Raw genomic sequence first — 23,343 nt, 5'->3', positions numbered from 1 at the left:
CCCCCTCAGGTTTTGGTCCGGCATTAGGCAATCCGTTCAGGTGCAGAACTGGGCTCCAATCGAATGGCGATGTATTTCGACGTGGGCGTGAAGCTGCCAACACCGTAGCTTTCCAGCGGCACCAGCGGGTTGGCCTCTGGATAATACGCAGCAGCCTGCCCCTTGGGAATGTCAAAAGCGATCAGGCTGAAGCCCGATACGCGGCGCTCCACATCATCACTCCACAAAGAAACGATATCCACCTTTTGACGGTCGGAAAATCCCAGGCGATGGATGTCTTCCAGGTGCGCAAACAGCACATGACGCTCCCCCTTAACCCCGCGGTAGCGGTCGTTCAGTCCATACACCGTTGTGTTGTACTGATCGTGTGAGCGCAATGTCTGCAGTACTAGATCCGCCTTACTCGCGCCCTTGCGGCCAATCTTTTTCAGCACCTCGTCTGGCAGTGGTGCCGGCAGCGAATGACTGACAAAGTTTGCTTTTCCGGTGCTGGTATTCCAGCGACGCTGCGCCGCTGAATTCTGCAGGTAAAACCCGCCCGGGGCGGTCAGCTTTTCCTCGAAATTTTCGAATCCAGGAATCACATCTTCGATCAGGGTGCGAATCCTTCGGTAATCCTCGGTGAGCTCACTCCAGGGTACCGGGTGGCTACCAAGTGTCGCCTGGGCAATGCCACAGATAATGGCAGGCTCCGAGCGCATGTCTTTTGATAGCGGCTGCAACTGCCCGAAGGATGCGTGCACCATACTAAACGAGTCTTCCACCGTGACCGCCTGCGGACCGGTATGTTGCAAGTCGATATCGGAGCGGCCCAGACACGGCAGGATCAGCGCTTTCTTACCCGTGACCAGGTGACTGCGATTGAGTTTGGTGCTGATCTGCACCGTTAGGTCGCAGTGACGTATGGCTTTATGGGTGTGGTCGCTATCCGGGGTTGCCCGCGCAAAGTTGCCGCCCAGGCCAATAAAAACTTTGACCTTGCCAGCGTGCATGGCCTCGATCGTCTTCACCACGTTGTAGCCGTCTTGCCGTGGCACCGGGATGCCAAAGCGAGCTTCCAGAGCGTCTAGCAACCACGCCGGTGGGCTGTCATCGATACCCATGGTGCGGTCGCCCTGCACATTGCTGTGACCACGTACCGGGCACAGGCCGGCACCTGGTAGGCCAATCTGCCCTCGCATCAGTTGCAGATTGGTAATTTCCTGAATGGTGGCGACAGAATGACGGTGTTGGGTAATACCCATGGCCCAGCAGATGATAGTGGCGTTGCTGCGACAGTAGATATGCGCCGCCCGCTCCAACTCATCTTTATCAAGACCACTGAAGGCCTGTATCTCATCCCAACCCGTTGCCGCGACCTGCGCCTTGTATTCGTCAAATCCCGTGCAGTGTTCGCGGATAAATGCCAGATCCAGGAGACCATTGTCAGCGTTGCCCTGCTCGGCGCCCTCCTCCCATTCAAAAAGGAATTTGGCGATGCCGCGGATCGCCGCCATATCGCCACCGAGAGCCGGCCTCAGATAGGCAGTATTCAGTGGTGTTTCACCGCCGGTCAGCATCTGTACAGGATCCTGCGGCGCCTGGAATCGCTCGAGCCCGCGCTCACGCAGGGGATTCAGCACCACCACCTGCGCACCCCGCGCTACCGCTTCGCTCAGCGGCTCCAGCATTCTTGGGTGATTGGTCCCCGGATTCTGGCCAATAACAAAAATCGCTTCGGCCTTCTCAAAATCCTCATAGGTGACCGTACCTTTACCGGTGCCAATACTTTCCTTGAGTGCTACGCCACTGGCCTCGTGGCACATGTTTGAGCAGTCCGGCAGGTTGTTGGTACCGAAAGCGCGAGCGAAGAGCTGATAGAGAAATGCCGCCTCATTGCTGGCACGGCCAGAGGTATAGAAAGCGGCCTGATCTGGTGATTTCAGCGCCTTCAGTTCATGGGCGATCAAGGCGTAAGCCTCGTCCCAGCTAATGGGCTGATAATGTGACTGAACCCCATCGAAATACATCGGCTCGGTCAGGCGCCCCTGGTACTCAAGCCAGTAATCCTCCTGCGCCAAAAGGTCTTCCAGGCTGTGGCGGGCGAAGAAGTCTCGGTCGACGCCGCGCCCGGATGCCTCCCAGTTCACTGCTTTGGCACCATTCTCACAGAAGCGGATACGCCCTTCTTTTGGCGCTTCGCCCCAGGCACAACCGGGGCAGTCAAACCCGCCATTCTGATTGGTCTGTAGCATGGCGCGCAGATTCTTGAACGGCTGGCGGCTATCCAGCCAGGCATGCGCAACACTGCGCAGTGCCCCCCATCCCGCAGCGGGGCGCTGGTAAGGTCGAAAGCGAAATCGGTCGACTGGCGTTTTCATGGATCACCCAGCAGTAAGATTTTGGGACGTTAAATGCGCGAAGGCAGCGCCGCTGTATAACCGTGCTGGCCCCCGGGCCGGTTGATGCAGCAAATTCAGCCGATACTGACGTGCCCAGCGCACGGCAATATCTGATGGGGACGCAAGACTGACTAGGGTGCCGATTCCGGCACGCGAGGATTTCTGGATCAATTCAAGACTACAGCGACTGGTGATTGCCACGAAGCCAGCACTGAGATCAAGCCCCTCACGTACACAGGCTCCGATTAATTTATCCAGGGCATTGTGGCGACCGATGTCCTCGCGACAACATCGTGTCTGGCCCTCTTCACTTACAAAAATAGCAGCGTGCATTGCACCACTGGCTTCGCGATACTGCTGGGCGAGCTGGAAGCGCTGTCGCAATCCGGCTAGATGTTCCAGAGGGGGTAACTCGGCAAATTGCGGGGGAAATTCCGGCTCAGGGGAGACCAGCACCTGTGAAAGCGCTTCGGCGCCGCAAAGGCCACAACCGCTAGTGCCGGCCAACGTTCTTCGCGACAATCTGAGTTGATTCAAGGTCCGCTGATTGAGGCTGATATGCAGTAGCGCGCTGTCATTGGCAATCTCGACATCCAGATCCACGATCTGGTCACCGCGCTTAATCACTCCGGAGGTCAGGCTGAAGCCGTAGGCAAAGTCTTCCAGGTCTAGAGGACTCGCCATCATCACCGCATGACTGATGCCGTTGTAGCAAAATGCCACAGCGACCTCTTGCGCCAGAGCCTGCCGGCCGACTGCTGTTCGGGTAACGCCTTCGGCCTCGCTTCCATTGACGTCGAGCACGACGAAAAGACCCTCGGAGGAGCCCGTGTCTCTTTCAGTCTTCGAGTAATTATCGGGCAATTCGGCAGTTCCGTTATTTCAGCGAAGCTTTACTGCTGTACCGCTGACACTGACCATCATCATGCCTCCTTTTTCTCCGACTACTTCGTAATCGAGATCAATACCGACAATGGCATTGCCACCCAGCGCGCGGGTCTGCGCCTCGATTTCGGCAAACGCAATTTTACGCGCCCTGCCCATCTCTCGCTCGTAGGAGCCGGAACGACCACCAATAATATCGGTAATGGAACCAAACAAGTCCTTGAAAATGTTGGCACCAAGAATGGCCTCTCCGACCACGACGCCGAGGTACTCCTGAATCGGCCGGCCTTCTACAGTGTGCGTGGTTGTCTTGAGCATGTGTATATCCCTCCTTTGACGCTGCTAACAGACAATTACCTTGTACTCCCACAGCTTACACAAATAAAAAGCCCCGCGCGCGGCGGGGCTTTCTCCTTTTTATCTAGGCGTTGTGATCAACGCTGACTTGCCTTGAATTCACGGCGGCGACGGTGCAGTACCGGCTCGGTGTATCCGTTGGGCTGGGCACAACCTTCGAACACGAGCTCACAGGCCGCCTGGAAAGCAATACTTTTGTCGAAATTGGGCGCCATATCGCGGTACCCGGCGTCTCCAGCATTCTGGCGATCAACCACCGCGGCCATTCGCTGCATGGTTTCCTCGACCTGGGCGCGGGTACAGATCCCCTGCTCCAACCAGTTCGCAATATGCTGGGAAGAAATACGCAGTGTCGCACGGTCTTCCATCAGGCCCACATCATTGATGTCTGGTACCTTGGAACAGCCAACACCCTGATCAATCCAGCGCACCACGTAACCGAGAATACCCTGGGCGTTGTTGTCCAGCTCACGCTGAATTTCATCAGCACTCCAGTTGGGTGCTTCGGCCACCGGCACGGTAAGAATATCGTCCAGGCTCGCCGGCTTGCGACTGGCCAACGCTTCCTGAACCTCGGCCACATCCACTTTATGGTAATGCAGTGCGTGTAACGTAGCAGCGGTAGGCGATGGTACCCAGGCAGTATTGGCACCAGCTTTCGGGTGGGCAATTTTCGCCTCCATCATAGCCGCCATCTGATCGGGAATGGGCCACATGCCTTTGCCGATCTGGGCGCGACCTTTCAGGCCGGTTGCCAGCCCCGTGTCCACGTTCCAGTCTTCGTAGGCAGAAATCCACTTTGACTGCTTCATCTCACCTTTGCGAATCATCGGTCCCGCGAGCATGGAGGTATGGATCTCATCGCCGGTTCGATCGAGAAAGCCGGTATTGATGAATACCACACGCTCCTGCGCGGCAGCGATACACGCCTTGAGATTCACTGTGGTGCGGCGCTCCTCGTCCATAATGCCCATTTTGAGCGTGTTACGGGCCAGACCTAGCGCGTCTTCCACACGATTAAACAGGGTGTTGGCGAACGCCACTTCTTCAGGACCGTGCATTTTCGGCTTCACGATATATACGCTGCCGCTGCGCGAATTGCGCAGAGGCCCATTGCCGCGCAGATCGTGCATGGCGATGAGGCTGGTGATCATGCCATCGAGAATACCTTCGGGCACTTCATTACCGTCTTTATCGAGAACGGCATCGTTGGTCATAAGGTGGCCAACATTGCGCACAAACATCAGGCTGCGACCGGGCAGCGTTACCTTGCCCCCTTCCGCACCACTGTATTCACGATCCGGGTTGAGCGTGCGCAGGATTTCCTTGCCACCCTTGCTGACTTTTTCCTGCAGGTCACCCTTCATCAGGCCGAGCCAGTTGCGGTACACCACAACTTTATCTTCGGCATCCACGGCGGCCACAGAATCTTCACAGTCCATGATGGTGGTCAACGCCGACTCGACAAGAATATCTTTGACGCCGGCCTTGTCGGTTTTACCGATGGGGCTTTCGCGGTCAATCTGAATTTCGAAATGCAGGCCGTTGTGTGTCAGCAGCAGCGCCTCGGGCGCCTCCTGGGCACCGCGATAACCGACAAACTGACGGCTATTCATGAACGCGGCAACCTTGCCATTTTTCAATTCTGCTTCCAGTAGCGAGCCATTGATACGATACTCTCGCACATCGGTATGGCTGGCACTGTTCAGCGGTGCGGCTTGATCAAGAAACTCGCGGCCGTAGGCAATGACCTTGTCACCGCGCACCGGATTGTACTGTCCAGTTTTCTCCGCGCCGCCCTCTTCGCTAATTACATCGGTGCCGTAAAGCGCGTCGTACAGGCTGCCCCAGCGGGCGTTGGCAGCGTTCAGCGCATAACGGGCATTCATCACTGGCACCACCAGTTGCGGACCCGCCATGGTGGCGATTTCCGCATCAACATTTTCAGTTTTTGCACTGAAATCAGCGGGCTCATCGACCAGGTAACCAATCTCCCGCAGGAATTCCCTGTAGGCATTCAGGTCTTTGTACCCCTGGGGGTTGTCGCTGTACCACTGGTCCATGCGCGCCTGGATATCGTCGCGCTTTTTAAGCAGTTGACGATTGAGCGGGGCCAGGTCATTGACGATTTTTTCGAACTCCACCCAGAACACTTCGGCATCTACGCCGGTGCCTGGGATCACTTCTTGTGCAATCAATGCATGGAGTTCTTCGGCGATCTGCAGACCGCCAATACAGACTCTTTCCGTCATGTCTGACCTCTTGGAACTGATGGTTATTGATGGTGACGACTTAGCTTGCGACTGCTACACGTGACTGCGCAGTTGTATATGGCAGCATTCTAAACAGGCAAACATCCATATCACTAATTTATAGCCACTATCTTCACTATTCTTGATATGAATTTGGGGTCTCAATTAAATTACAACTGACGCCCCACATCCAATATCAGTCGTCGCATCCAGCGGTGTGGTGCGCTCTGCTGCAACAGCGGGCTCCAGGCCATTTTCAGTTCCAGGGGCGGAATTTGTAACGGCGGTTCTCTCAATGCCACCCGCGGGTTGCTGGTGGCGAGCTGCGCGAGGCGCGTTGGCACGGTGACGATCAGGTCGCTCTGCTCAGCGAGCAACATGGCCACCTGATAGTGGCGGGTGAATACGGAAATATCCCGCTTCTGCCCCAGGCGACCGATGGCCTCGTCTACCCAGCCCAGGCGCTGGACATCCTCGGGGTTAACCCCGACCCCGACGCCCATACCGGTTTTGCTGACCCAGATATGCTGGGCGTTGAGATAGCTTTCCAGATTGTAGTCCTGCAGAACCGGATTATCCGTGCGCATAACGCAAGAGAAGGTGTCGCTCCATATGGTGGCCTGGTGGAAGCTCTGGGGCATGGAGTCAAAGCGGTTGATCACCATGTCCACCTTGCCCTGCTCCACATCCACAAAGCTGACGTCACTCGGCGTCATGATGTCTAAACTGATACCAGGAGCACTGACGCGCAATTGCTTCAGCAATGGCGGTATCAGTGTGGATTCCGCGTAGTCACTGGCCATGATACGGAAGGTACGACGGGCGTCTGCCGGTGCAAAATCCCGGTTTGGCTGAATTACCTGATCGATGGCTGCCAGCGCCTCGCGCACCATGGGCTGCAACTCCATGGCGCGTTCGGTGGGCATCATGCCCTCACGGGTACGCACCAGCAGCGGGTCACCGAACAGCTCGCGCAGCCGCTTCAGGCCGTTGCTCATGGCGGGCTGAGACAACCCCAACTGATTGGCGGCACGGGTGACGTTGCGCTCGCGCAGCAGTACATCAAGGTAGACCAGCAGGTTCAGATCAGCTCTTTCCAGATTCATGGATTGGACTCTCGACCGGCACTGTGCAGCCGGCTTCCGGTTGGTGGCAGTTGAGGATTTCCGCGGGCTTCAAGCTACATTCATTATTTGGATAGCGGAAATCAGGACAATAAATTAGCCAAATTATGCCAGCACTCCTACGATACGCACAACCTAACCGCAGTCACCTTTTCGAAGAAATTCGAGGAAATTTGAGGAAACACAGCCATGTCCAATTACTCTAAAGAAATCGAAGCGGCAGCGAAGCTCTGTGATAGCAACGGCAGCGCCTGGAATGCGATCAATCCCGAATCTGTTGCTCGCATGCGTCTGCAGAACAAATTCAAAAATGGTCTGGACATCGCCAAGTACACCGCAGACATCATGCGCAAGGACATGGCGGCGTACGACAAAGACTCCTCCAAGTACACCCAGTCTCTGGGTTGCTGGCACGGTTTTATTGGCCAGCAGAAGATGATTTCCATCAAGAAGCACTTCGAAGGTAAAACCGATCGTCGCTACCTGTACCTGTCTGGCTGGATGGTTGCCGCCCTGCGCAGCGAATTCGGCCCCCTGCCCGACCAGTCCATGCACGAGAAAACCTCTGTCGCGGCGCTGATCGAAGAGCTGTACACCTTCCTGCGCCAAGCCGACGCCCGCGAACTGGGTGGCCTGTTCCGCGAGCTGGACGCCGCCCGCGAAGCCGGTGACGAAGTTGCAGCTAAAGCCGTTCAAAACAAGATCGACAACCACGTTACCCACGTTGTGCCGATCATCGCTGACATCGATGCCGGTTTCGGTAATGCGGAAGCCACCTACCTGCTGGCGAAGAAAATGATTGAAGCCGGTGCCTGCTGTATCCAGATTGAGAACCAGGTTTCCGACGAGAAACAGTGTGGCCACCAGGACGGCAAGGTAACCGTTCCCCACGAAGACTTCCTGGCCAAGATCCGCGCCGTGCGCTACGCGTTCCTCGAACTGGGCGTTGACAACGGCGTGATCGTTGCCCGTACCGACTCCCTGGGTGCAGGCCTCACCAAGCAGATCGCCGTTACCAACAAGCCAGGCGACCTGGGCGACCAGTACAACAGCTTCCTGGATTGCGAAGAAGTGTCCGAAGCGGATTTGAAAAATGGTGATGTGATCATCAACCGTGAAGGCAAGCTGCTGCGTCCCAAGCGCCTGGCTTCCAACCTGTTCCAGTTCAAGAAAGGCACCGGTGAAGCCCGCTGCATTCTGGACAGCGTGACCTCACTGCAAAACGGTGCTGACCTGATCTGGATCGAAACCGAAAAGCCACACGTGCGTCAGATCGGCGCCATGATGGACGAGATCCGCAAGCAGGTACCCGACGCCAAGCTGGTCTACAACAACAGCCCGTCCTTCAACTGGACCCTGAATTTCCGTCAGCAGGTATTCGATGCCTGGAAAGAAGAAGGTAAAGACGTATCCGCTTACGAGCGCGACAACCTGATGAGCGCTGAGTACGACGACAGCGAACTGTCCAAGGCCGCGGATGACAAAATCCGTACCTTCCAGGCAGATTCCTCCCGCGAGGCCGGTATCTTCCACCACCTCATCACTCTGCCGACTTACCACACTGCGGCCCTGTCCACCGACAACCTGGCCAAAGAATACTTCGGCGAGAAAGGCATGCTGGGTTACGTGGAAGGTGTACAGCGCAAGGAAATCCGTCAGGGCATCGCCTGCGTTAAGCACCAGAACATGGCCGGTTCCGATATGGGCGATGACCACAAGGAATACTTCGCCGGTGAGGCCGCGCTAAAAGCCGCTGGTAAAGACAACACAATGAACCAGTTCGGTTGATACCACTTTTAGAGTGTCCCTGAGAAATCGCTTCACTCAGTTCGGGCCGCATTGTGCGGCCCTTTTTTATGCCTGCGTGTTTACCTGTCTGCGTATCAACAGGTCCGTAACTGGTGCTGACCGACAGTTCTTGTCAGTGGAGCTTCCCTCCTCATCGATATGGCGCAAATCTGAACTAGGCTTATGACAAGCCTGCAACGAAACAGCGTGCACATGTCATATTCCCGGTCTTGCCACAGCCAGGTACTCGTCCTCAATTGTGGAAGCTCTTCGCTCAAGTTTGCGGTAATGAATCCTCACAATGGTGATATCGCCATCAGCGGCATTGGCGAATCCCTTGGGCAGGACGAACCAGTGGTCAGCTGGAAAAGCCACGGTGAGCGTCATTCGCAAACACTCCCGGAGAATATCGGGCACACGGAAGTCATCCGGTTTCTGGTAGAGAAAATTCTCAGCGGACACCCGGAACTGCGCGAGCAACTGATTGCCATCGGTCATCGAGTGGTACACGGCGGCGAGAAGTTTTCCCACTCGGTACTGATTGACGACGCCGTGATCAATGCAATTCAGGAGTGTGTTGCCCTTGCGCCGCTGCACAATCCCGCCCATCTCGCGGGTATTGATGCCGCCAGGTCGGCGTTTCCAAATCTGCCCCAGGTCGCGGTATTCGATACCGCCTTTCACCAGTCGATGCCCCGACATGCGTACATCTACGCTTTGCCGTTTGCGCTCTACCGCGATCACGGTATTCGCCGCTACGGTATGCACGGTACCAGCCACCGGTTTGTCACCGAGCGCGCCGCCACACTACTGAACCTGTCGGTAGACGAAGTAAATATCATTTCCGCGCATCTAGGAAACGGCGCATCGATTACCGCGGTACACAATGGTCGCAGTGTGGATACCAGCATGGGACTTACCCCACTTGAAGGGCTGGTGATGGGAACCCGCAGTGGCGATGTGGATCCGGGATTGCTAATGCATCTGGGCAATCGCATGGATTACGCCCTGCACGAGATTAACGACCTGTTAAACAAGAAAAGCGGTCTGCTCGGCATTTCTGAACTCAGTAACGACTGTAGAACACTTGAGCAGGCCGCCAGCGATGGCCACGATGGCGCGCAGCTGGCTTTGGATATTTTCTGTTACCGGTTGGCAAAGTACATCGGCTCTTACCATGCCGTACTGCCCCAGGTGGATGCACTGGTATTCACCGGTGGTATTGGTGAAAACTCCAGCCTGATACGGCAAAAGGTAATGACACAGCTGGCCGGCATTGGCTATACCGTGGATGCGCAAAAAAATGATCGGGCGCGCTTCGGCGAAGAAGGCCCCATTTCCACGGATCAGTCCGCTGTAACACTGGTGATCCCAACGAACGAAGAGTGGGTGATCGCCCGCGACGCCGCGGAACTCGTGCCTCCCGATACGCCAAACCACGATCCGCGCACGAGGGAGTGACTCATGTCTCGCACCATCATGCTTGTCCCCATCAGCGCGGGCGTCGGAATCACCTCAGTCAGCCTCGGCACGTTGCGCGCACTGGAGCGCAACGGCGTCAGTGTGAGCTTTTACAAGCCGATCGCTGAGACGGTAAAGCACGAGAAAAACCGCGATCGAAGCAATGAAATTCTTCGACGCGCGTCCAGCCTGAAGGTACCCGAATCTTTCGCGATGCAACACGTGGAATCCCTGATTGGCCGCGGGGATTTATCCGATTTACTGGAAGAAATACTGGCACGATTCCAGGAGTCGGCCAGTAAATCCGATGTGGCGATCGTCGAGGGCCTGGTACCCAATGCGGACAACCAGTTTGCCAGCCAGCTCAACTTGCAGATCGCGAAAACGCTGGATGCGGAGATTGTGCTGGTGGTGTGCCCGGATCTGGATTCCACCCAGCAGCTGAAAGACCGGCTGGAAGTCGCCATGTCTACATTCGGCGGAGTGAAATCGGGCCGCGTTGTCGGCTGCATAGTCAACAAGGTGGGTGCCCCCTCCCAGGTACCCGATGCGCCGGGGGCGGATATTACCGGGGTTTTTGAGGCGCCAAATATGCGCCGGGGCAACCTTGAAATACTCTCGCTGTTTGGAAAAAGTCCGCTTCCGATTATCGGTTGTATCCCCTGGAATGCGGAGCTGGTGGCACCGAGGGCAAAAGATCTGGCCGACCACTTTCAGGCGGAAATCATCAACTACGGCGAGCTGGACTCCCGCCGACTGCAGAGCGTCACTTTCTGCTCCCGATCCCTGGGCAATATGATCTACCGGTTTGAACCGGGCGCCATGCTGGTCACCTCTGGGGACAGACCGGATGTCATTGTTGCTGCCTGCCTCGCAGCCATGAACGGGGTCAAAATCGGCTGCCTGGTGCTCACCGGTGGTTACAATATTGAACCTTTGGTCAGGAAGCTGTGTGCACCGGCCATGGAAACCGGACTGCCGGTAGTGCTCGTGAACACCAATACCTGGCAGACGGCACTGCAACTGCAAACGTTCAATACCGAAACTCCCACAGATGATCTGGAACGGATTGAAAAGGTACAGGATTTTATTGCCGGCCATCTCGACAACCAGTGGGTGGAGTCACTGGGCAGCAAGTCCAATCGGCCGAAACGCTTGTCTCCTCCTGCCTTTCGCTTCCATCTCACCGAGCTCGCCCGCCGCGCCAACAAGCGTATCGTACTGCCAGAGGGTGACGAACCGCGCACTGTCAAAGCAGCTCTCGCCTGTGCCGAGCGTGGCATTGCCCGCCCGGTGTTACTGGGCGACCCGAAAGAAATCCACCGCGTGGCCGAACAACAAGGACTGTCGCTCAGCGACAAGGTAGAGATCATCGACCCCAAAACCGCGCGCAATAAATACGTGGAGCCCATGGTCCGGCTGCGCAAAAACAAGGGGCTTACGGAGATCGTTGCCAAAGAGCAGCTTCAGGACAATGTGGTACTCGGCACCATGATGCTCGCCGAAGATGAAGTGGATGGTCTTGTTTCCGGCGCGGTACACACTACCGCCAACACCATCCGTCCAGCCCTGCAACTGATTAAGACGGCACCGAATGCTGCGCTGGTTTCGTCGGTGTTTTTTATGCTGTTACCGGACCAGGTGCTGGTGTATGGCGACTGTGCCATCAATCCGGATCCCAATGCCGAGGAGCTGGCAGACATCGCTATTCAATCGGCGGACTCCGCAGAAGCCTTTGGCATCGAGCCCCGCGTCGCCATGATCAGCTACTCTACCGGTAGTTCCGGTAGCGGTTCCGACGTAGACAAGGTACGAGAAGCCACCAAAATCGCCCAGGAAAAACGTCCGGACCTGGTGATCGATGGGCCGCTCCAGTACGATGCGGCCATCATGGAAAATGTGGCGAAGAAAAAGGCCCCGGACAGCCCCGTGGCCGGGCGTGCAACCGTATTTATTTTTCCCGATCTAAATACGGGCAATACCACCTACAAGGCCGTGCAGCGCAGTGCGGATCTGATTAGTATCGGGCCTATGCTACAGGGGATGCGCAAGCCGGTGAACGACCTGTCCCGTGGTGCCCTGGTGGATGACATCATCTATACCATCGCCCTTACAGCAATCCAGGCCAGCCAAATGAAGTAGCCGCCCTCTTATTCATCCGAAATATTCTGGCGCAGCCCTTCCGCGTCAGAGACATCGCCGAGTGGCCGCTCTTTATCGACAAAGCGCACCAGCGAACCCGCCACCACATAAGCTTCAAGCCGGTGCTCAAATGTATCGCTGTAGCCAAACCCCATGCGATCGAGGCAGGCATGTACCTCACGGTATTCCGGTGCACTACTCTTGGAGGCCCTCAGACCCTTGCGCAGTATCGGCCACAACTCCCAGATCTTGCGCCCCTCTTCCTTGACCGCTTTCAAAGCTATGGCAAGCTGTGCTTCCTCGTAAGTGAGGTCCGTGCCCAGAGGGTAGTAAGGTAGTAACTTCGGTCGATGGCCCTGGGTAAAAACGGCGTCTATTCGCTCCGGTGTGTTGTTACTGAATGCTTCGGGTATCTCATAGCTGGATTCTACTTTTCCAGCAGACTTGGCCTTATCGAGCAGCTCCTGTTGAAAGCGCGAATCGGCGATACATAGCATGGCCACTATGACATCGCGGTCGGTCTTGCCACGCAGATCTGCCACCCCATATTCGGTCACTACCATATCTCTCAAGTGGCGAGGAATTGTGCAATGCGGGTACTGCCAGACAATATTACTGCGGATACGACCGCCGGAATTTCGTGTGCTGGCAACCGCAATCACTGAACGTCCGCCGGGAAGTTCCTGTGCCTGAGCGACGAAGTTGTACTGCCCGCCCACACCACTCACTACCGCGCCGTCTTCCAGGCCATCGGAAATCACCGCACCATTCAGAGTCACCATCATCGCGGAATTTACAAAGCGCGCGTGTTGCCGCTGGGCGATCTTGAGTGCGCGACCTTTTTGCAGCTCATTGATGTAGTCAATGGCCGTCATGTTGATGCCTTCCATTTCGCCAGCGGGCATATCCCGCAGTGCGTTATACATGGCGTTGGAGCCTAGGTAGAAGCCACCGTGAAGCCAGATTCCACCCGGGAGCTTTTGGTCTTCACAGCTGCCAAGCAGCCTCTTGCGCCCGCTACTGCTGTGCAGGTCACACTCCTCCATCTCGCCGTGTTTGTCGAGAAAGCGGTGCCCGCGCCAGCTGTAGCTGGGGTCTACGATACCCATGTACTGGAGAAAATCTGTATCTTCTTCCGTCAGTGGGCACTGAATGCGCCCGGCTTCCCTCAGGGCCACGAGCAGTTCTTCGGTGGCCCGGTTTGCAACGATGCCGTCATTGATCAGACGCTGCAACGTCGCGTCTCCATAGACTTCCCGGGTCATGACCCCGCAACGCCGCAGATGCAGGAAGCCCTCGGGCACCATTTCGCTGCAACCGTACAGCCCCTTCTCAAAAGCACCCAGCTCAAGCGGCAACCCGCACAGAGCCTGCTCCCGGTCCTCATTCAGAGACTGCAGAATATCCCGGTAATCGCTATTTTTTGTCTGGCGCAAACTGAGTACATGGCAAATAGCATCACCGAGGGCGCCGATCCCGATCTGTAGTGTCCCGGCATCTTTTACGAGCCCGGCAATATGGAATGCCAGAGCATAGTCGGTGTGCCGGACGGGCGGATTGGGTGCCGGGAAGATTTCCCGCTCGAAGCTCTCCCCCTGCAGCAGAAAATCGAACATGGACGGCTTAACGCGGGCATCGCCGCCCACAAAAGGCAATCGGGGGTTCACCTCTCCCACCATGACAATATGCCCATGGCCTCGCTCTTTCGCCAACCGCAACAGCGGCAAGGTTAAGTCAGGATTGGAACTCAGGCTGAAATCGCCACTTTCGTCGTTGGCGGGCGATACCATTTGAGCGACGACGTTGACTCCCCTATCCAGCAAATCGCGGGGCACATGGGTGTAATTGGCACTGACGTAACTTTGCTGGGCAGAAGGCGCGGAGAGAAAGGCCCCCGGCTGCATAAAGAACTCACACACTTCGACGTTTTTCGGAAGCAATCCTTTTCGGCGTGCGCGATTGTAGGCCAGGTCCTGATAATCGCTGTAGAGCCGGTCCAGAAGCGGCTGAACAAACCGGCGTTGCAACTCACTTCCCGCTGCGGGCCGCTCCAGTGTGAGCGCAGTGAAAATGGTAAGGGAGATTTCCGGGTCCTGCTCCGCGCGGGCATAGATGGCATTGGCGAACTGGTTTGCCTTACCTATCCCCAGTGGCAAACCGAGCACGATGTGTTTGCCCAGTTTTTCCAACACCGCATCGATGCATTCCTCTACCGCGCCGAATGTTTCTGGTTGTGCCATCGCGCCCTGCTCCGCCTGCCCAACGGTCTCGTTCAATTTCCAACAACTTTACAATTGGCCCGCTATTGCAGGGTCTCTTCAGAACCGCGCTGTGGCGAAGTACTGGGGAGAGATTCGAAGTGATCCACCTGTATTGCCTTGTTGACCGCCTCGTAGGTAACCTTGATCGCCTGCGCTTCCTCTTTCGATATCAGCCCTTTTTCCAGGGCCTGATCAATCGCATTTTCATTAAGCGCACGCAGCCCTCCTTTCTTCATTTTTTCGCGAATGGCTTCGGTTTCGTGGGCACTGAGGAAGGCTTGCTCGACGATATCGATTCCGTCACCTTTGTTCCCTGGGAATACACCCTGGGTGAGACGATCACGTGTTTCCGATGGCTCCATAATCAGATTGGCACATGCTCTCGCCTGACGATCGGACGCGGCACGAATGCTGTGCCCCCAGGGCATGGTCAGGAAATGCATCAGTTGGCCAACAAACCGGATAGGGAAATTGTGGAACACCTCGATCAGGCTGACTTCAATGTTGTGGAAGCCCGCTCGCATGGCGAACTCCAGTAGTGGCCGGTCGGCGTCGGGACTACCGTCGTCTTTAAAACGTTTTAACGTTGAACTCATCAGATAGAGCTCACTGAGTACGTCTCCAAGACGGGCGGAGATAAGTTCTTTGCGCTTCAGCTCGCCACCAAGGGACATCAGGGAAATCTCGGTAACCAGCGTCAACACCGCGGAATAGCGGTTCATCTGCCGGTAGTACTTCGCCGCCTCCCCTACTCCGCGGGGACTGCTGGCGAACAGGCCACCGGTCCATCCATGAAAGACCGCCCGGCAAAAAGTTTTAAGTTGGAACAGGAAGTGTTTGGGTAACAGTGCGTCCAGCTCTTTGACTCCGGCCTGCTGATCCGGGTTGGTCGCGGCTTCCATTTCCTGCAGCAGATAGGGGTGACAACGAATGGCGCCCTGCCCGAAGATCATCAGACTGCGGGTCAGAATATTCGCCCCTTCCACGGTAATCGCCACGGGGACTGCTCGATACACGTTGCCCAGATAGTTGAGCGGACCATCAATGATCGCTTTACCCGCGTGGATATCCATAGCGTCGTTTATCGCCTGTCGCAGACCAAAAGTTGCATGGGCTTTCATGATGGCAGAAACCACAGCGGGCTTGCGCCCTTGGTCCAGCGCTCGGGTAGTCGTCTTGTGCGCAGAGTCCAGCACGTAGGCAATGGAAGCGATTTCTGCCAAACGGCGCTGTACCCCCTCAAACTTGCCGATGGGAATTCCAAATTGTTCGCGAATGTGTGAATAGGCACCGGTGGTGCGAGCCGCCAGTTTTGCACCGCCGGTAGACAGTGAAGGTAGGGAAATACCGCGGCCGGCGGCGAGAGCGCTCATCAGCATATGCCAGCCGTGGCCGATATTTTCCTGGCCGCCAATGATCCACTCCATGGGGATGAAGACATCTTTGCCCCAGTTGGGGCCATTCATAAAGGCCTGCATAGCGGGTATGTGACGCTGGCCAATGGTTACCCCGGGGGTGTCGGTGGGAACCAGAGCCACGGTGATACCCAGTTCTTCCTCCTCACCGAGAATATGATCCGGGTCATAGAGTTTGAACGCGAGGCCGAGCACCGTGGCCACCGGCCCCAGGGTGATATAACGTTTGTGCCAATTGACCCGCATACCCAGGGTTTTCTCGCCCTTGTAGTCCTGGTAACAGACGATGCCATTGTCCACCATGGCGGCGGCATCGGACCCGGCCTCCGGGCTGGTGAGACCAAAACACGGAATATCGCGGCCATCCGCCAGCCGCGGCAGGTAGTGCTTTTTCTGTTCAGCGGTACCATGGGCCATCAGCAGTTCGCCGGGCCCAAGGGAGTTGGGGACCATAACGGTAACCCCGACACTGGTACTGCGGGTGGAAATTTTGGTGACAATCTGTGCGTGAGCTGTTGGAGAGAACCCAAGCCCGCCAAACTCTTCCGGAATGATGATGCCGAAGAAGCGGTTTTTCTTCAGAAATTCCCAGATTTCAGGCGATACATCGTGATCTTCATAGGAAATTTTCCAGTCATCCACCATCCGGCAGAGCTCTTCCACCGGGCCGTCGATAAATGCCTGCTCGGCTTCCGTCAACTCGGGCGGCCCCATGCTCAACAACTGATCCCAGTCAGGCTTCCCCGATAGCAGTTGCGCATCCCACCAAACTTCGCCCGCCTCCATCGCTTCCCGCTCGGTATCGGAGATTGGCGGCAGAACTTTTTTGATCCACTTCAAAAGAGGCGTGGTAATCCACTTCTGGCGCAAGCTACTCATTACTTATCCTTGTGTGAAATTGAATGCTGAAACTGGTTTCGAACTGGAGATCAAGACTGACCCATCAAAAGAGAGGTTTGCCAGCAACTATAGGCAACAGCAGCCCATTTATGTGGTCAGGCGAATGCCAGAGTGCCAATGCCACAGAAAATTATCAATGAGGCAAAAATCCGCCGTGGCGAAAACCGCTCGTTGAGTAGAAATACGGATATGACGGAAGCAAACAGAATGCTCACCTCCCGGGTTGCAGCAACCGCGGCAACCGGCATCATGGACGTGGCCCAAAGCGCAATGCCAAATCCCCCAGTAGCCAGCACGCCAGACAAGGAGCTGCGCACAAAATTGGCACGGGCAAACGCGAGGCCTTTCAGTGGCCTGGTGAAAAGTACGGCAAGTATTACGCCACCACCGGAGAGGATTTCCAGCCAGGCAACATAACTGAGGGGGTTGGCAACGCTGCGCACACCAGCGGCACCAATAATTGTGTATCCGGTGATGGCAATTCCAGTGCCCAACGAATAGAGGATTCCCGGCCCACTCACCCGAAGTTCCTTCATGATCAGTGCGAAAATCCCGCAGGTGACCAGTAATATGCCAGTAATCTGCAGAGGCGCGAGCGATTCATCCAGAAACAACAGTGCTGCGGTAGCGACCATCAGTGGCGTTACGCCACGCGCAACCGGGTATGCAGTGCCATAGTCCAGGGCCCGGTAGGACTGGGACAGTAGAAAAAAGTAGAGGTACTGGAAGAAGGCTCCGCCAATCAGGAACGCCAGTGCGTTTTTACCGGGGAGAGGAAGTTGCGTGGCGAGTGCGGCCCCTACCAGCAGGCCGACGCTGCGGATCATTGCCAGCTGCAGGAAGCCTTCTGTACTGTGTTTGACCACCGCGTTCCATACGGCGTGCGCAAGTGCAGACAGCAAAACCAGCGCGAAAAGAATGGATTCCGATATTACCAATTTACATAAGCGATTGGGGAGAAACTATCACACCGTTATTATCGGCGTACAAATACTCTCCAGGTTTAAAGGTGACGCCGCCGAAAGTCACCGCAATATCGCGTTCCCCTATGCCCTTTTTGTCGGTTTTCATAGGGTGGCTTCCCAGCGCCTGTACTCCTAACTGTAGTTCAGAAATTGCGTCCACATCGCGAATGCACCCATACATAAGGATGCCCTCCCACCCATTTGCCACGGCTTTTTCTGCCAACATATCGCCCAGGCAAGCCCTGCGCATGGAGCCCCCGGCATCCACAACCAAGACTTTTCCTGTGCCAGGTTCCGCCACAAGTTCCCGCACCAGTGAGTTGTCTTCAAAGCATTTGATAGTCACTATCTCGCCACCAAACTGTTCGCGACCGCCGTAATTGACAAACATGGGTTCAACCACGCTTACCAGTTCTGGATACTCATCGCACAAGTCGGGGGTAGAGATAACGGCTGCATTCATGGAGCACTCCTATGTATAAGCAGGGTATAAGCGGGGGATTTACTATCCAGTCGATTGCATGATAACCGCAAGAATTCACTACATCAGCGCAAATATAAAAATACCGGGCATTACCCCAGTGGATAGTACCCGGTAAATGGCTTGCCCCTATTCAAGCTGAGAAAAAGCGAGGCAAACTGGGACAAGCGGCTCGCCAAACCTGCTTCTTACTTCTCTACTGCAATTGAGCAATCCAATACATTTTTAACCTGCTCTCAGCGTGTCTATCCCTCAATATGACACGGTTACGGGCATGCCAACACGTGAATACTGATAGAACTTGCGTGCCATGTGCGGCGGCATACGGACACAACCGTGAGAGGCAGGATAGCGAGGGACATGGCCTGAAGCGTGAAGACCAATACCACCGTTGAAGCGGATGTAATGGTTCATCTTCGCACCGCGATAGTAAGTGCCCGGAGGACGGCGATGTTTACGCGTGTCTACATCCGCTTTCACTACCCGGCCGGTATTCCGATCGACATAGCTACCATAAATACTGGACCGGTGATTCGGACGTTTTGCGAGCACGCGGAAATTACCCGCGCCTGTGCGAAAGCCCTGCTTGCCAGATGAGACAAAGGATACACCCACAAGCCGTCCGCCCTTGTAGAAGTACGCTTTCTGCTCTGAAAGATTAATCCGTATGGAAGGAGAGCCCGACGAACTCATCGCCGCCTGATCGTCAAACCAGTTAGCGCCAGTGTTCGCCTCCGTCAGGGTTGGCCAAAGGCTACCTACAAGCGCCCCTACAAACAGCATCAAGGCGGCCATCAGGTTTCTGACGTTCTGCGTGCGCCCCAGATCAGCGGTTCCAGCGGCTGAATTTCTCGTCGCCCCTGCGCTTACTTGCCGGGTGAGGAGATATATCGAGTTTGGTAAGTGGTTTTCTCGTGAGTTTGAGTGACTTCTCTGCATGGCGGCACCTCAATTTCTACTTCAATCGAAGATCCGTTCTTTCAAAACCGAATTTTCAGAAACCCATAGGGAAGCTTTTGAGAACACGGCTTACCGAAGTGTTTCGGCTGCAACCCCGATATCGATCCATATGTGGGGAGCTTCTTCGATTCTATTCCGGGGCCGTTTCCTGCTTAGATTGATTTATATGGGGAGGTCATTGTTTTATGGAATTTGGCAATCGACATAATGTCCTGCCTTGGAAGCCACAAGGTTGTGGCTTGTTAGCCGCCGGCAACGGCTTCGCACCATTTAACCGTCACATAGAACTTTGTTTCTGCTACAGGCACAAAAAAAGCGACCTAAATGGTCGCTTTTTTCGGAGTCAAGCCTTCACTGGCTACAAAATTACTGGAATTGGGAGTTCCGTTACATATTGCCGCCCCAGAGGATTTTGGCTTGGGCTCTCGTCATCCGCTATTCCGCATATCTTCGGCGGTTATACTTTCTGATTGGCAAGGTATAGCCAGGTATCCACGGCGGTGTCGGGATTTAGTGAAACACTGTCGATGCCCTCGTCCATCAACCACTGCGCGAAATCCTTGTGGTCAGACGGGCCCTGGCCACAGATACCGACATATTTACCTGCCTTCTTGCACGCCTGAATAGCGCGGGATAGCAGCATTTTCACCGCCGGATCACGCTCATCGAACAACTCCGCAACCAATCCGGAATCACGGTCGAGGCCAAGGGTCAGCTGGGTCAAGTCATTGGAACCGATGGAAAAACCATCAAAGTACTGCAGGAAGTCTTCCGCAAGTAACGCGTTGGACGGCAATTCACACATCATGATGAGCTTAAGGCCGTTCTCACCACGCTTGAGCCCATTTTGTTCCAGCAGTTCGACGACCTGACGCGCTTCGTCGGGAGTCCGCACGAACGGAACCATAATCTCGACATTGGTGAGCCCCATTTCATCTCGTACTTTCTTCAACGCTTTACACTCAAGAGCGAAACACTGACGGAAGTCCTTGGAGCGGTAGCGCGCGGCGCCGCGGAATCCGAGCATCGGGTTCTCTTCGCTGGGCTCATACATTTGCCCGCCCACCAGGTGCGCGTATTCATTGGACTTGAAGTCGGACAAGCGAACGATTGCGCGGTTTGGCGCAAAAGCGGCGGCCAGGGTAGCAATGCCCTCTACCAGCTTCTCGACAATAAAGTCTTCCGGAGACGCGTATCCGCCGATACGGTTACGGATATTCTGCTGTAGGTCCAGTGGCAAGCTATCCAGCTCCAGCAATGCCTTGGGGTGAATCCCGATCATGCGATTGAGGATAAACTCCAGTCGCGCCAGTCCGACGCCCTGGTTGGGCAAATTACTGAATGCGAAGGCGCGGTCCGGGTTACCGACGTTCAACATAATTTTGAACGGCAGCTCCGGCATGTCCTGGACTTCAGTCAACGAGCGCTCGAAATCCAGCTCACCAGCCATCACAAATCCGGTATCCCCTTCCGCGCAGCTCACGGTGACGGGGGTGCCGGTAGACAGCTTATCGGTAGCATCGCCACAACCAACCACTGCAGGAATACCCAGCTCACGGGCAATGATGGCTGCGTGACAGGTGCGGCCACCGCGATTGGTCACGATCGCACTGGCTTTCTTGAGTACCGGCTCCCAGTCCGGGTCGGTCATGTCGGTAACCAGGACTTCTCCGTCCTGCATCTTCGCCATGTCTTCCACGCTATCCAGTACGCGCACTTTGCCGGCACCAATGCGTTGGCCAATGGCGCGGCCCTCGCAGAGAATGTCACCGCGTTCGTGCAGTTTGTAGCGTTCGATGCTGGTTCCGGTGTCCCGGGAACGGACAGTTTCGGGGCGCGCCTGCACAATGAACAGCTTGCCGCTATCGCCGTCTTTGGCCCACTCGATATCCATTGGACGCTGGTAGTGCGCCTCGATCTTGCGGGCCTGGTTAGCGAGCTCGGTGAGTTCCTCGTCGGTCAACGCGAAACGCAGACGATCTTGCTCGGGCACCTGGACAGTTTTGACCGAACGGCCACATTCGCCACCCTGGTCGTACACCATCTTGATCGCTTTACTGCCACGGTTGCGGCGCAGGATAGCCGGACGACCGGCTTCCAGGGCCGGCTTGTAGAGGTAGAATTCGTCGGGGTTCACGGCCCCCTGAACCACGGTCTCACCGAGACCATAGGCTGCGGTCACGAATACCACATCGCGGAAACCACTTTCGGTATCCAGGGTGAACATGACACCAGAGGCTCCCGTCTCACTACGCACCATATGCTGGATACCCGCGGACAGGGCCACGCCCACGTCGGCGTACCCGGTATGGACCCGGTAAGCGATAGCGCGGTCGTTGTAGAGCGACGCAAACACCTCTTTCACCGCTTGCAGTACGGTTTCGATACCGCGAATGTTTAGAAACGTCTCTTGCTGGCCGGCAAAGGATGCGTCGGGAAGGTCCTCTGCGGTCGCCGAAGAACGGACGGCAACGGCGGTTTCACCGCCGCCAAGCGCATCGTAACCTGCACGAATTTCCGCCTCGAGCTTACTCGGGAAAGGTGTGTCCAGTAGCCACTGGCGAATCTCCTCACCGGCTGCGGCCAACGCGGTGACATCTTCAACGTCCAGACCTTTCAGGCGATCCGCGATGCGCGTATCCAGATCCGCCCCGGCAAGGAATTCACGGAAAGCGTCAGCAGTAGTGGCAAAACCACCGGGGACACTGACACCAGCGCCAGACAGCGAGGAGATCATCTCTCCCAAAGACGCATTTTTGCCGCCAACTTTGTCGACGTCTGCCATGCCCAGCTTTGCGAATTCGATAGTGTACGTGGTCAATGGATTGCCCTCTGAAACAGCATTTCTGGCGGCAGATTATAAGGAAGGGTTTTGTAAATAATACCCCGCAAAATGCAGCGAAAATGCACCATTTGTGTTGTAATTTTTCTACAAAACTACCGCTGGAGAGCGGAAAGCCGCATGGCCGTTAAGCAAATGCACCCACACCATTACGGGAGCCGGGGTGTTTGCGATACCATGCCGTCGAAAAATGAGAGATATTCCATGAATGAGCAGCCTTCTTCCGCTACGCCGAGCCCGGCTGGCGTCAAAAAACGCACGGCATTTTTTATTTCCGATGGTACGGGCCTCACTGTGGAAGGGATCGGCCACAGTCTGCTGGCTCAGTTTCGCGATCAGCAGGTAGAGCAGGTCACCCTTCCCTACGTAGACTCAGATGCGCGGGTAAACCAGGTGTTGCAACGCATTGAGCGTGCGGCAGAAGAATCCGGGCTGCAGCCGATCATTATCACCAGCATCGTATCCGACCAGATACGCAAGCAATTGCACCAAAGTTCTGCACTGATGTTGGATGTGTTTGAAAGCTATCTTGCGCCACTGGCCAACCTGTTCGGTACAGACCCCGCACGTACGGTTGGTGTTTCCCACGGGATCGCCGACAACCGACGCTACACAGCGCGTATCGATGCAGTACATTTTGCGATGGATAACGATGACGGCCGCCGAACACGCGAATTTGAAAGTGCCGACATCATTCTTGTGGGCGTTTCACGCTCAGGCAAAACCCCCACGTGCCTTTATCTGGCACTGCAGTTTGGATTGCGCGCAGCGAACTACCCCATTACCGAGGAAGACATGGATTCGACCTCGCTACCCAAAATTTTGCGCCCCTTTCAACACAAGCTATTCGGGCTCACTATCGACCCGCGCCGTCTGATGAGCATTCGCCAGGAGCGCCGTGCCAACAGCCGCTACGCCTCACCGGAACAGTGTGAATTTGAGGTGCGCCAAGTAGAGCAGATGCTGCGGCGCGCACAGATCCCCTTTCTCGACGCCACCGAGCTTTCGGTGGAAGAGCTCGCCACCCGTTTGATGTCCCAGGCGGGGATCGAGCGTAGAATCAGCTAGATTTTCTAAAGGCACTTGTTATCTAGGCGCGAATTATCAAGTAAAGTAGCGCCGCCCAGGA

15 protein-coding genes are annotated in these 23,343 nt (G+C 55.8%); 4 read left to right on the top strand and 11 right to left on the bottom strand.

Features of this window, described 5'->3' with window-relative positions:
• Positions 1-23: 23 nt before the first annotated feature.
• The 5 genes from LC059_RS06835 to LC059_RS06815 form a co-directional block, all read right to left on the bottom strand.
• Positions 24-2,360, bottom strand: coding sequence for an FdhF/YdeP family oxidoreductase (locus LC059_RS06835; RefSeq protein WP_226703058.1), 2,337 nt, complete (start codon positions 2,358-2,360; stop codon positions 24-26).
• 3 nt (positions 2,361-2,363) lie between these two features.
• Positions 2,364-3,245 (bottom strand): formate dehydrogenase accessory sulfurtransferase FdhD, encoded by an 882-nt coding sequence (gene fdhD / locus LC059_RS06830; RefSeq protein WP_226703057.1) that lies wholly within the window; start codon positions 3,243-3,245, stop codon positions 2,364-2,366.
• 18 nt (positions 3,246-3,263) lie between these two features.
• Positions 3,264-3,584 (bottom strand): heavy metal-binding domain-containing protein, encoded by a 321-nt coding sequence (locus LC059_RS06825; protein WP_226703056.1) that lies wholly within the window; start codon positions 3,582-3,584, stop codon positions 3,264-3,266.
• A gap of 116 nt (positions 3,585-3,700) precedes the next feature.
• Entirely contained in the window at positions 3,701-5,875 is a 2,175-nt protein-coding gene (locus LC059_RS06820; RefSeq protein ID WP_226703055.1) for a malate synthase G, read from the bottom strand.
• 170 nt (positions 5,876-6,045) lie between these two features.
• A complete protein-coding gene (locus LC059_RS06815) occupies positions 6,046-6,981 on the bottom strand; it encodes a LysR family transcriptional regulator (protein WP_226703054.1) in 936 nt (311 codons plus the stop codon).
• Between the two features lie 207 nt (positions 6,982-7,188).
• Here LC059_RS06815 and LC059_RS06810 point away from each other — a divergent pair, with 207 nt between their 5' ends.
• The 3 genes from LC059_RS06810 to pta all read left to right on the top strand — a co-directional run bounded on the left by LC059_RS06810 (position 7,189) and on the right by pta (position 12,390).
• Complete coding sequence (locus LC059_RS06810; protein WP_226703053.1) at positions 7,189-8,787, top strand: isocitrate lyase; 1,599 nt, start codon at positions 7,189-7,191, stop codon at positions 8,785-8,787.
• Positions 8,788-8,970: 183 nt separating this feature from the next.
• A complete protein-coding gene (locus LC059_RS06805) occupies positions 8,971-10,248 on the top strand; it encodes an acetate kinase (RefSeq protein ID WP_319005075.1) in 1,278 nt (425 codons plus the stop codon).
• A 3-nt stretch (positions 10,249-10,251) separates the two neighbouring features.
• Positions 10,252-12,390 carry a phosphate acetyltransferase gene (gene pta, locus LC059_RS06800; protein ID WP_226703051.1) on the top strand — a complete coding sequence of 713 codons (2,139 nt, stop codon included), beginning with the start codon at positions 10,252-10,254 and terminating at the stop codon, positions 12,388-12,390.
• An 8-nt stretch (positions 12,391-12,398) separates the two neighbouring features.
• Here pta and LC059_RS06795 read toward each other — a convergent pair whose 3' ends face one another.
• The 6 genes from LC059_RS06795 to ppsA all read right to left on the bottom strand — a co-directional run bounded on the left by LC059_RS06795 (position 12,399) and on the right by ppsA (position 22,193).
• Positions 12,399-14,666: an acetyl-CoA hydrolase/transferase C-terminal domain-containing protein gene (locus LC059_RS06795; RefSeq protein ID WP_226703050.1), complete on the bottom strand. Its 2,268-nt coding sequence runs from the start codon at positions 14,664-14,666 to the stop codon at positions 12,399-12,401.
• Positions 14,667-14,692: 26 nt separating this feature from the next.
• Positions 14,693-16,945 carry an acyl-CoA dehydrogenase gene (locus tag LC059_RS06790; protein ID WP_226703049.1) on the bottom strand — a complete coding sequence of 751 codons (2,253 nt, stop codon included), beginning with the start codon at positions 16,943-16,945 and terminating at the stop codon, positions 14,693-14,695.
• 116 nt (positions 16,946-17,061) lie between these two features.
• The gene (locus tag LC059_RS06785; protein ID WP_413231539.1) at positions 17,062-17,868 is read right to left on the bottom strand and encodes an SMR family transporter; all 807 of its coding nucleotides are present in this window, start codon (positions 17,866-17,868) and stop codon (positions 17,062-17,064) included.
• Positions 17,869-17,905: 37 nt separating this feature from the next.
• Complete coding sequence (rraA, locus tag LC059_RS06780) at positions 17,906-18,394, bottom strand: ribonuclease E activity regulator RraA (protein WP_226703047.1); 489 nt, start codon at positions 18,392-18,394, stop codon at positions 17,906-17,908.
• A gap of 270 nt (positions 18,395-18,664) precedes the next feature.
• Positions 18,665-19,207, bottom strand: a complete 543-nt coding sequence (locus LC059_RS06775; protein WP_226703046.1) for a L,D-transpeptidase family protein — start codon at positions 19,205-19,207, stop codon at positions 18,665-18,667.
• Positions 19,208-19,829: 622 nt separating this feature from the next.
• The gene (ppsA, locus tag LC059_RS06770) at positions 19,830-22,193 is read right to left on the bottom strand and encodes a phosphoenolpyruvate synthase (protein WP_226703045.1); all 2,364 of its coding nucleotides are present in this window, start codon (positions 22,191-22,193) and stop codon (positions 19,830-19,832) included.
• A gap of 225 nt (positions 22,194-22,418) precedes the next feature.
• On the opposite strand from ppsA, the gene LC059_RS06765 reads away from it, so the two are divergent.
• Positions 22,419-23,282: a pyruvate, water dikinase regulatory protein gene (locus LC059_RS06765; protein ID WP_226703044.1), complete on the top strand. Its 864-nt coding sequence runs from the start codon at positions 22,419-22,421 to the stop codon at positions 23,280-23,282.
• The last annotated feature ends 61 nt before the right edge of the window (positions 23,283-23,343 follow it).

Origin of the sequence: Microbulbifer elongatus, assembly GCF_020524885.1 — a bacterium.
Classification (GTDB): Bacteria; Pseudomonadota; Gammaproteobacteria; order Pseudomonadales; family Cellvibrionaceae; genus Microbulbifer; species Microbulbifer elongatus_A.
This window is presented reverse-complemented; position numbering and strand designations above follow the sequence as displayed.

What these genes read in the sequence shown, in the direction of transcription:
- LC059_RS06835 (WP_226703058.1), bottom strand. Translation starts at nt 2,360, where the DNA reads ATGAAAACGCCAGTCGACCGATTTCGCTTTCGACCTTACCAGCGCCCC.
- LC059_RS06825 (WP_226703056.1), bottom strand. Translation starts at nt 3,584, where the DNA reads ATGCTCAAGACAACCACGCACACTGTAGAAGGCCGGCCGATTCAGGAG.
- LC059_RS06775 (WP_226703046.1), bottom strand. Translation starts at nt 19,207, where the DNA reads ATGGCCGCCTTGATGCTGTTTGTAGGGGCGCTTGTAGGTAGCCTTTGG.
- LC059_RS06815 (WP_226703054.1), bottom strand. Translation starts at nt 6,981, where the DNA reads ATGAATCTGGAAAGAGCTGATCTGAACCTGCTGGTCTACCTTGATGTA.
- rraA (WP_226703047.1), bottom strand. Translation starts at nt 18,394, where the DNA reads ATGAATGCAGCCGTTATCTCTACCCCCGACTTGTGCGATGAGTATCCA.
- LC059_RS06805 (WP_319005075.1), top strand. Translation starts at nt 8,971, where the DNA reads ATGACAAGCCTGCAACGAAACAGCGTGCACATGTCATATTCCCGGTCT.
- pta (WP_226703051.1), top strand. Translation starts at nt 10,252, where the DNA reads ATGTCTCGCACCATCATGCTTGTCCCCATCAGCGCGGGCGTCGGAATC.
- LC059_RS06790 (WP_226703049.1), bottom strand. Translation starts at nt 16,945, where the DNA reads ATGAGTAGCTTGCGCCAGAAGTGGATTACCACGCCTCTTTTGAAGTGG.
- LC059_RS06820 (WP_226703055.1), bottom strand. Translation starts at nt 5,875, where the DNA reads ATGACGGAAAGAGTCTGTATTGGCGGTCTGCAGATCGCCGAAGAACTC.
- LC059_RS06810 (WP_226703053.1), top strand. Translation starts at nt 7,189, where the DNA reads ATGTCCAATTACTCTAAAGAAATCGAAGCGGCAGCGAAGCTCTGTGAT.
- LC059_RS06765 (WP_226703044.1), top strand. Translation starts at nt 22,419, where the DNA reads ATGAATGAGCAGCCTTCTTCCGCTACGCCGAGCCCGGCTGGCGTCAAA.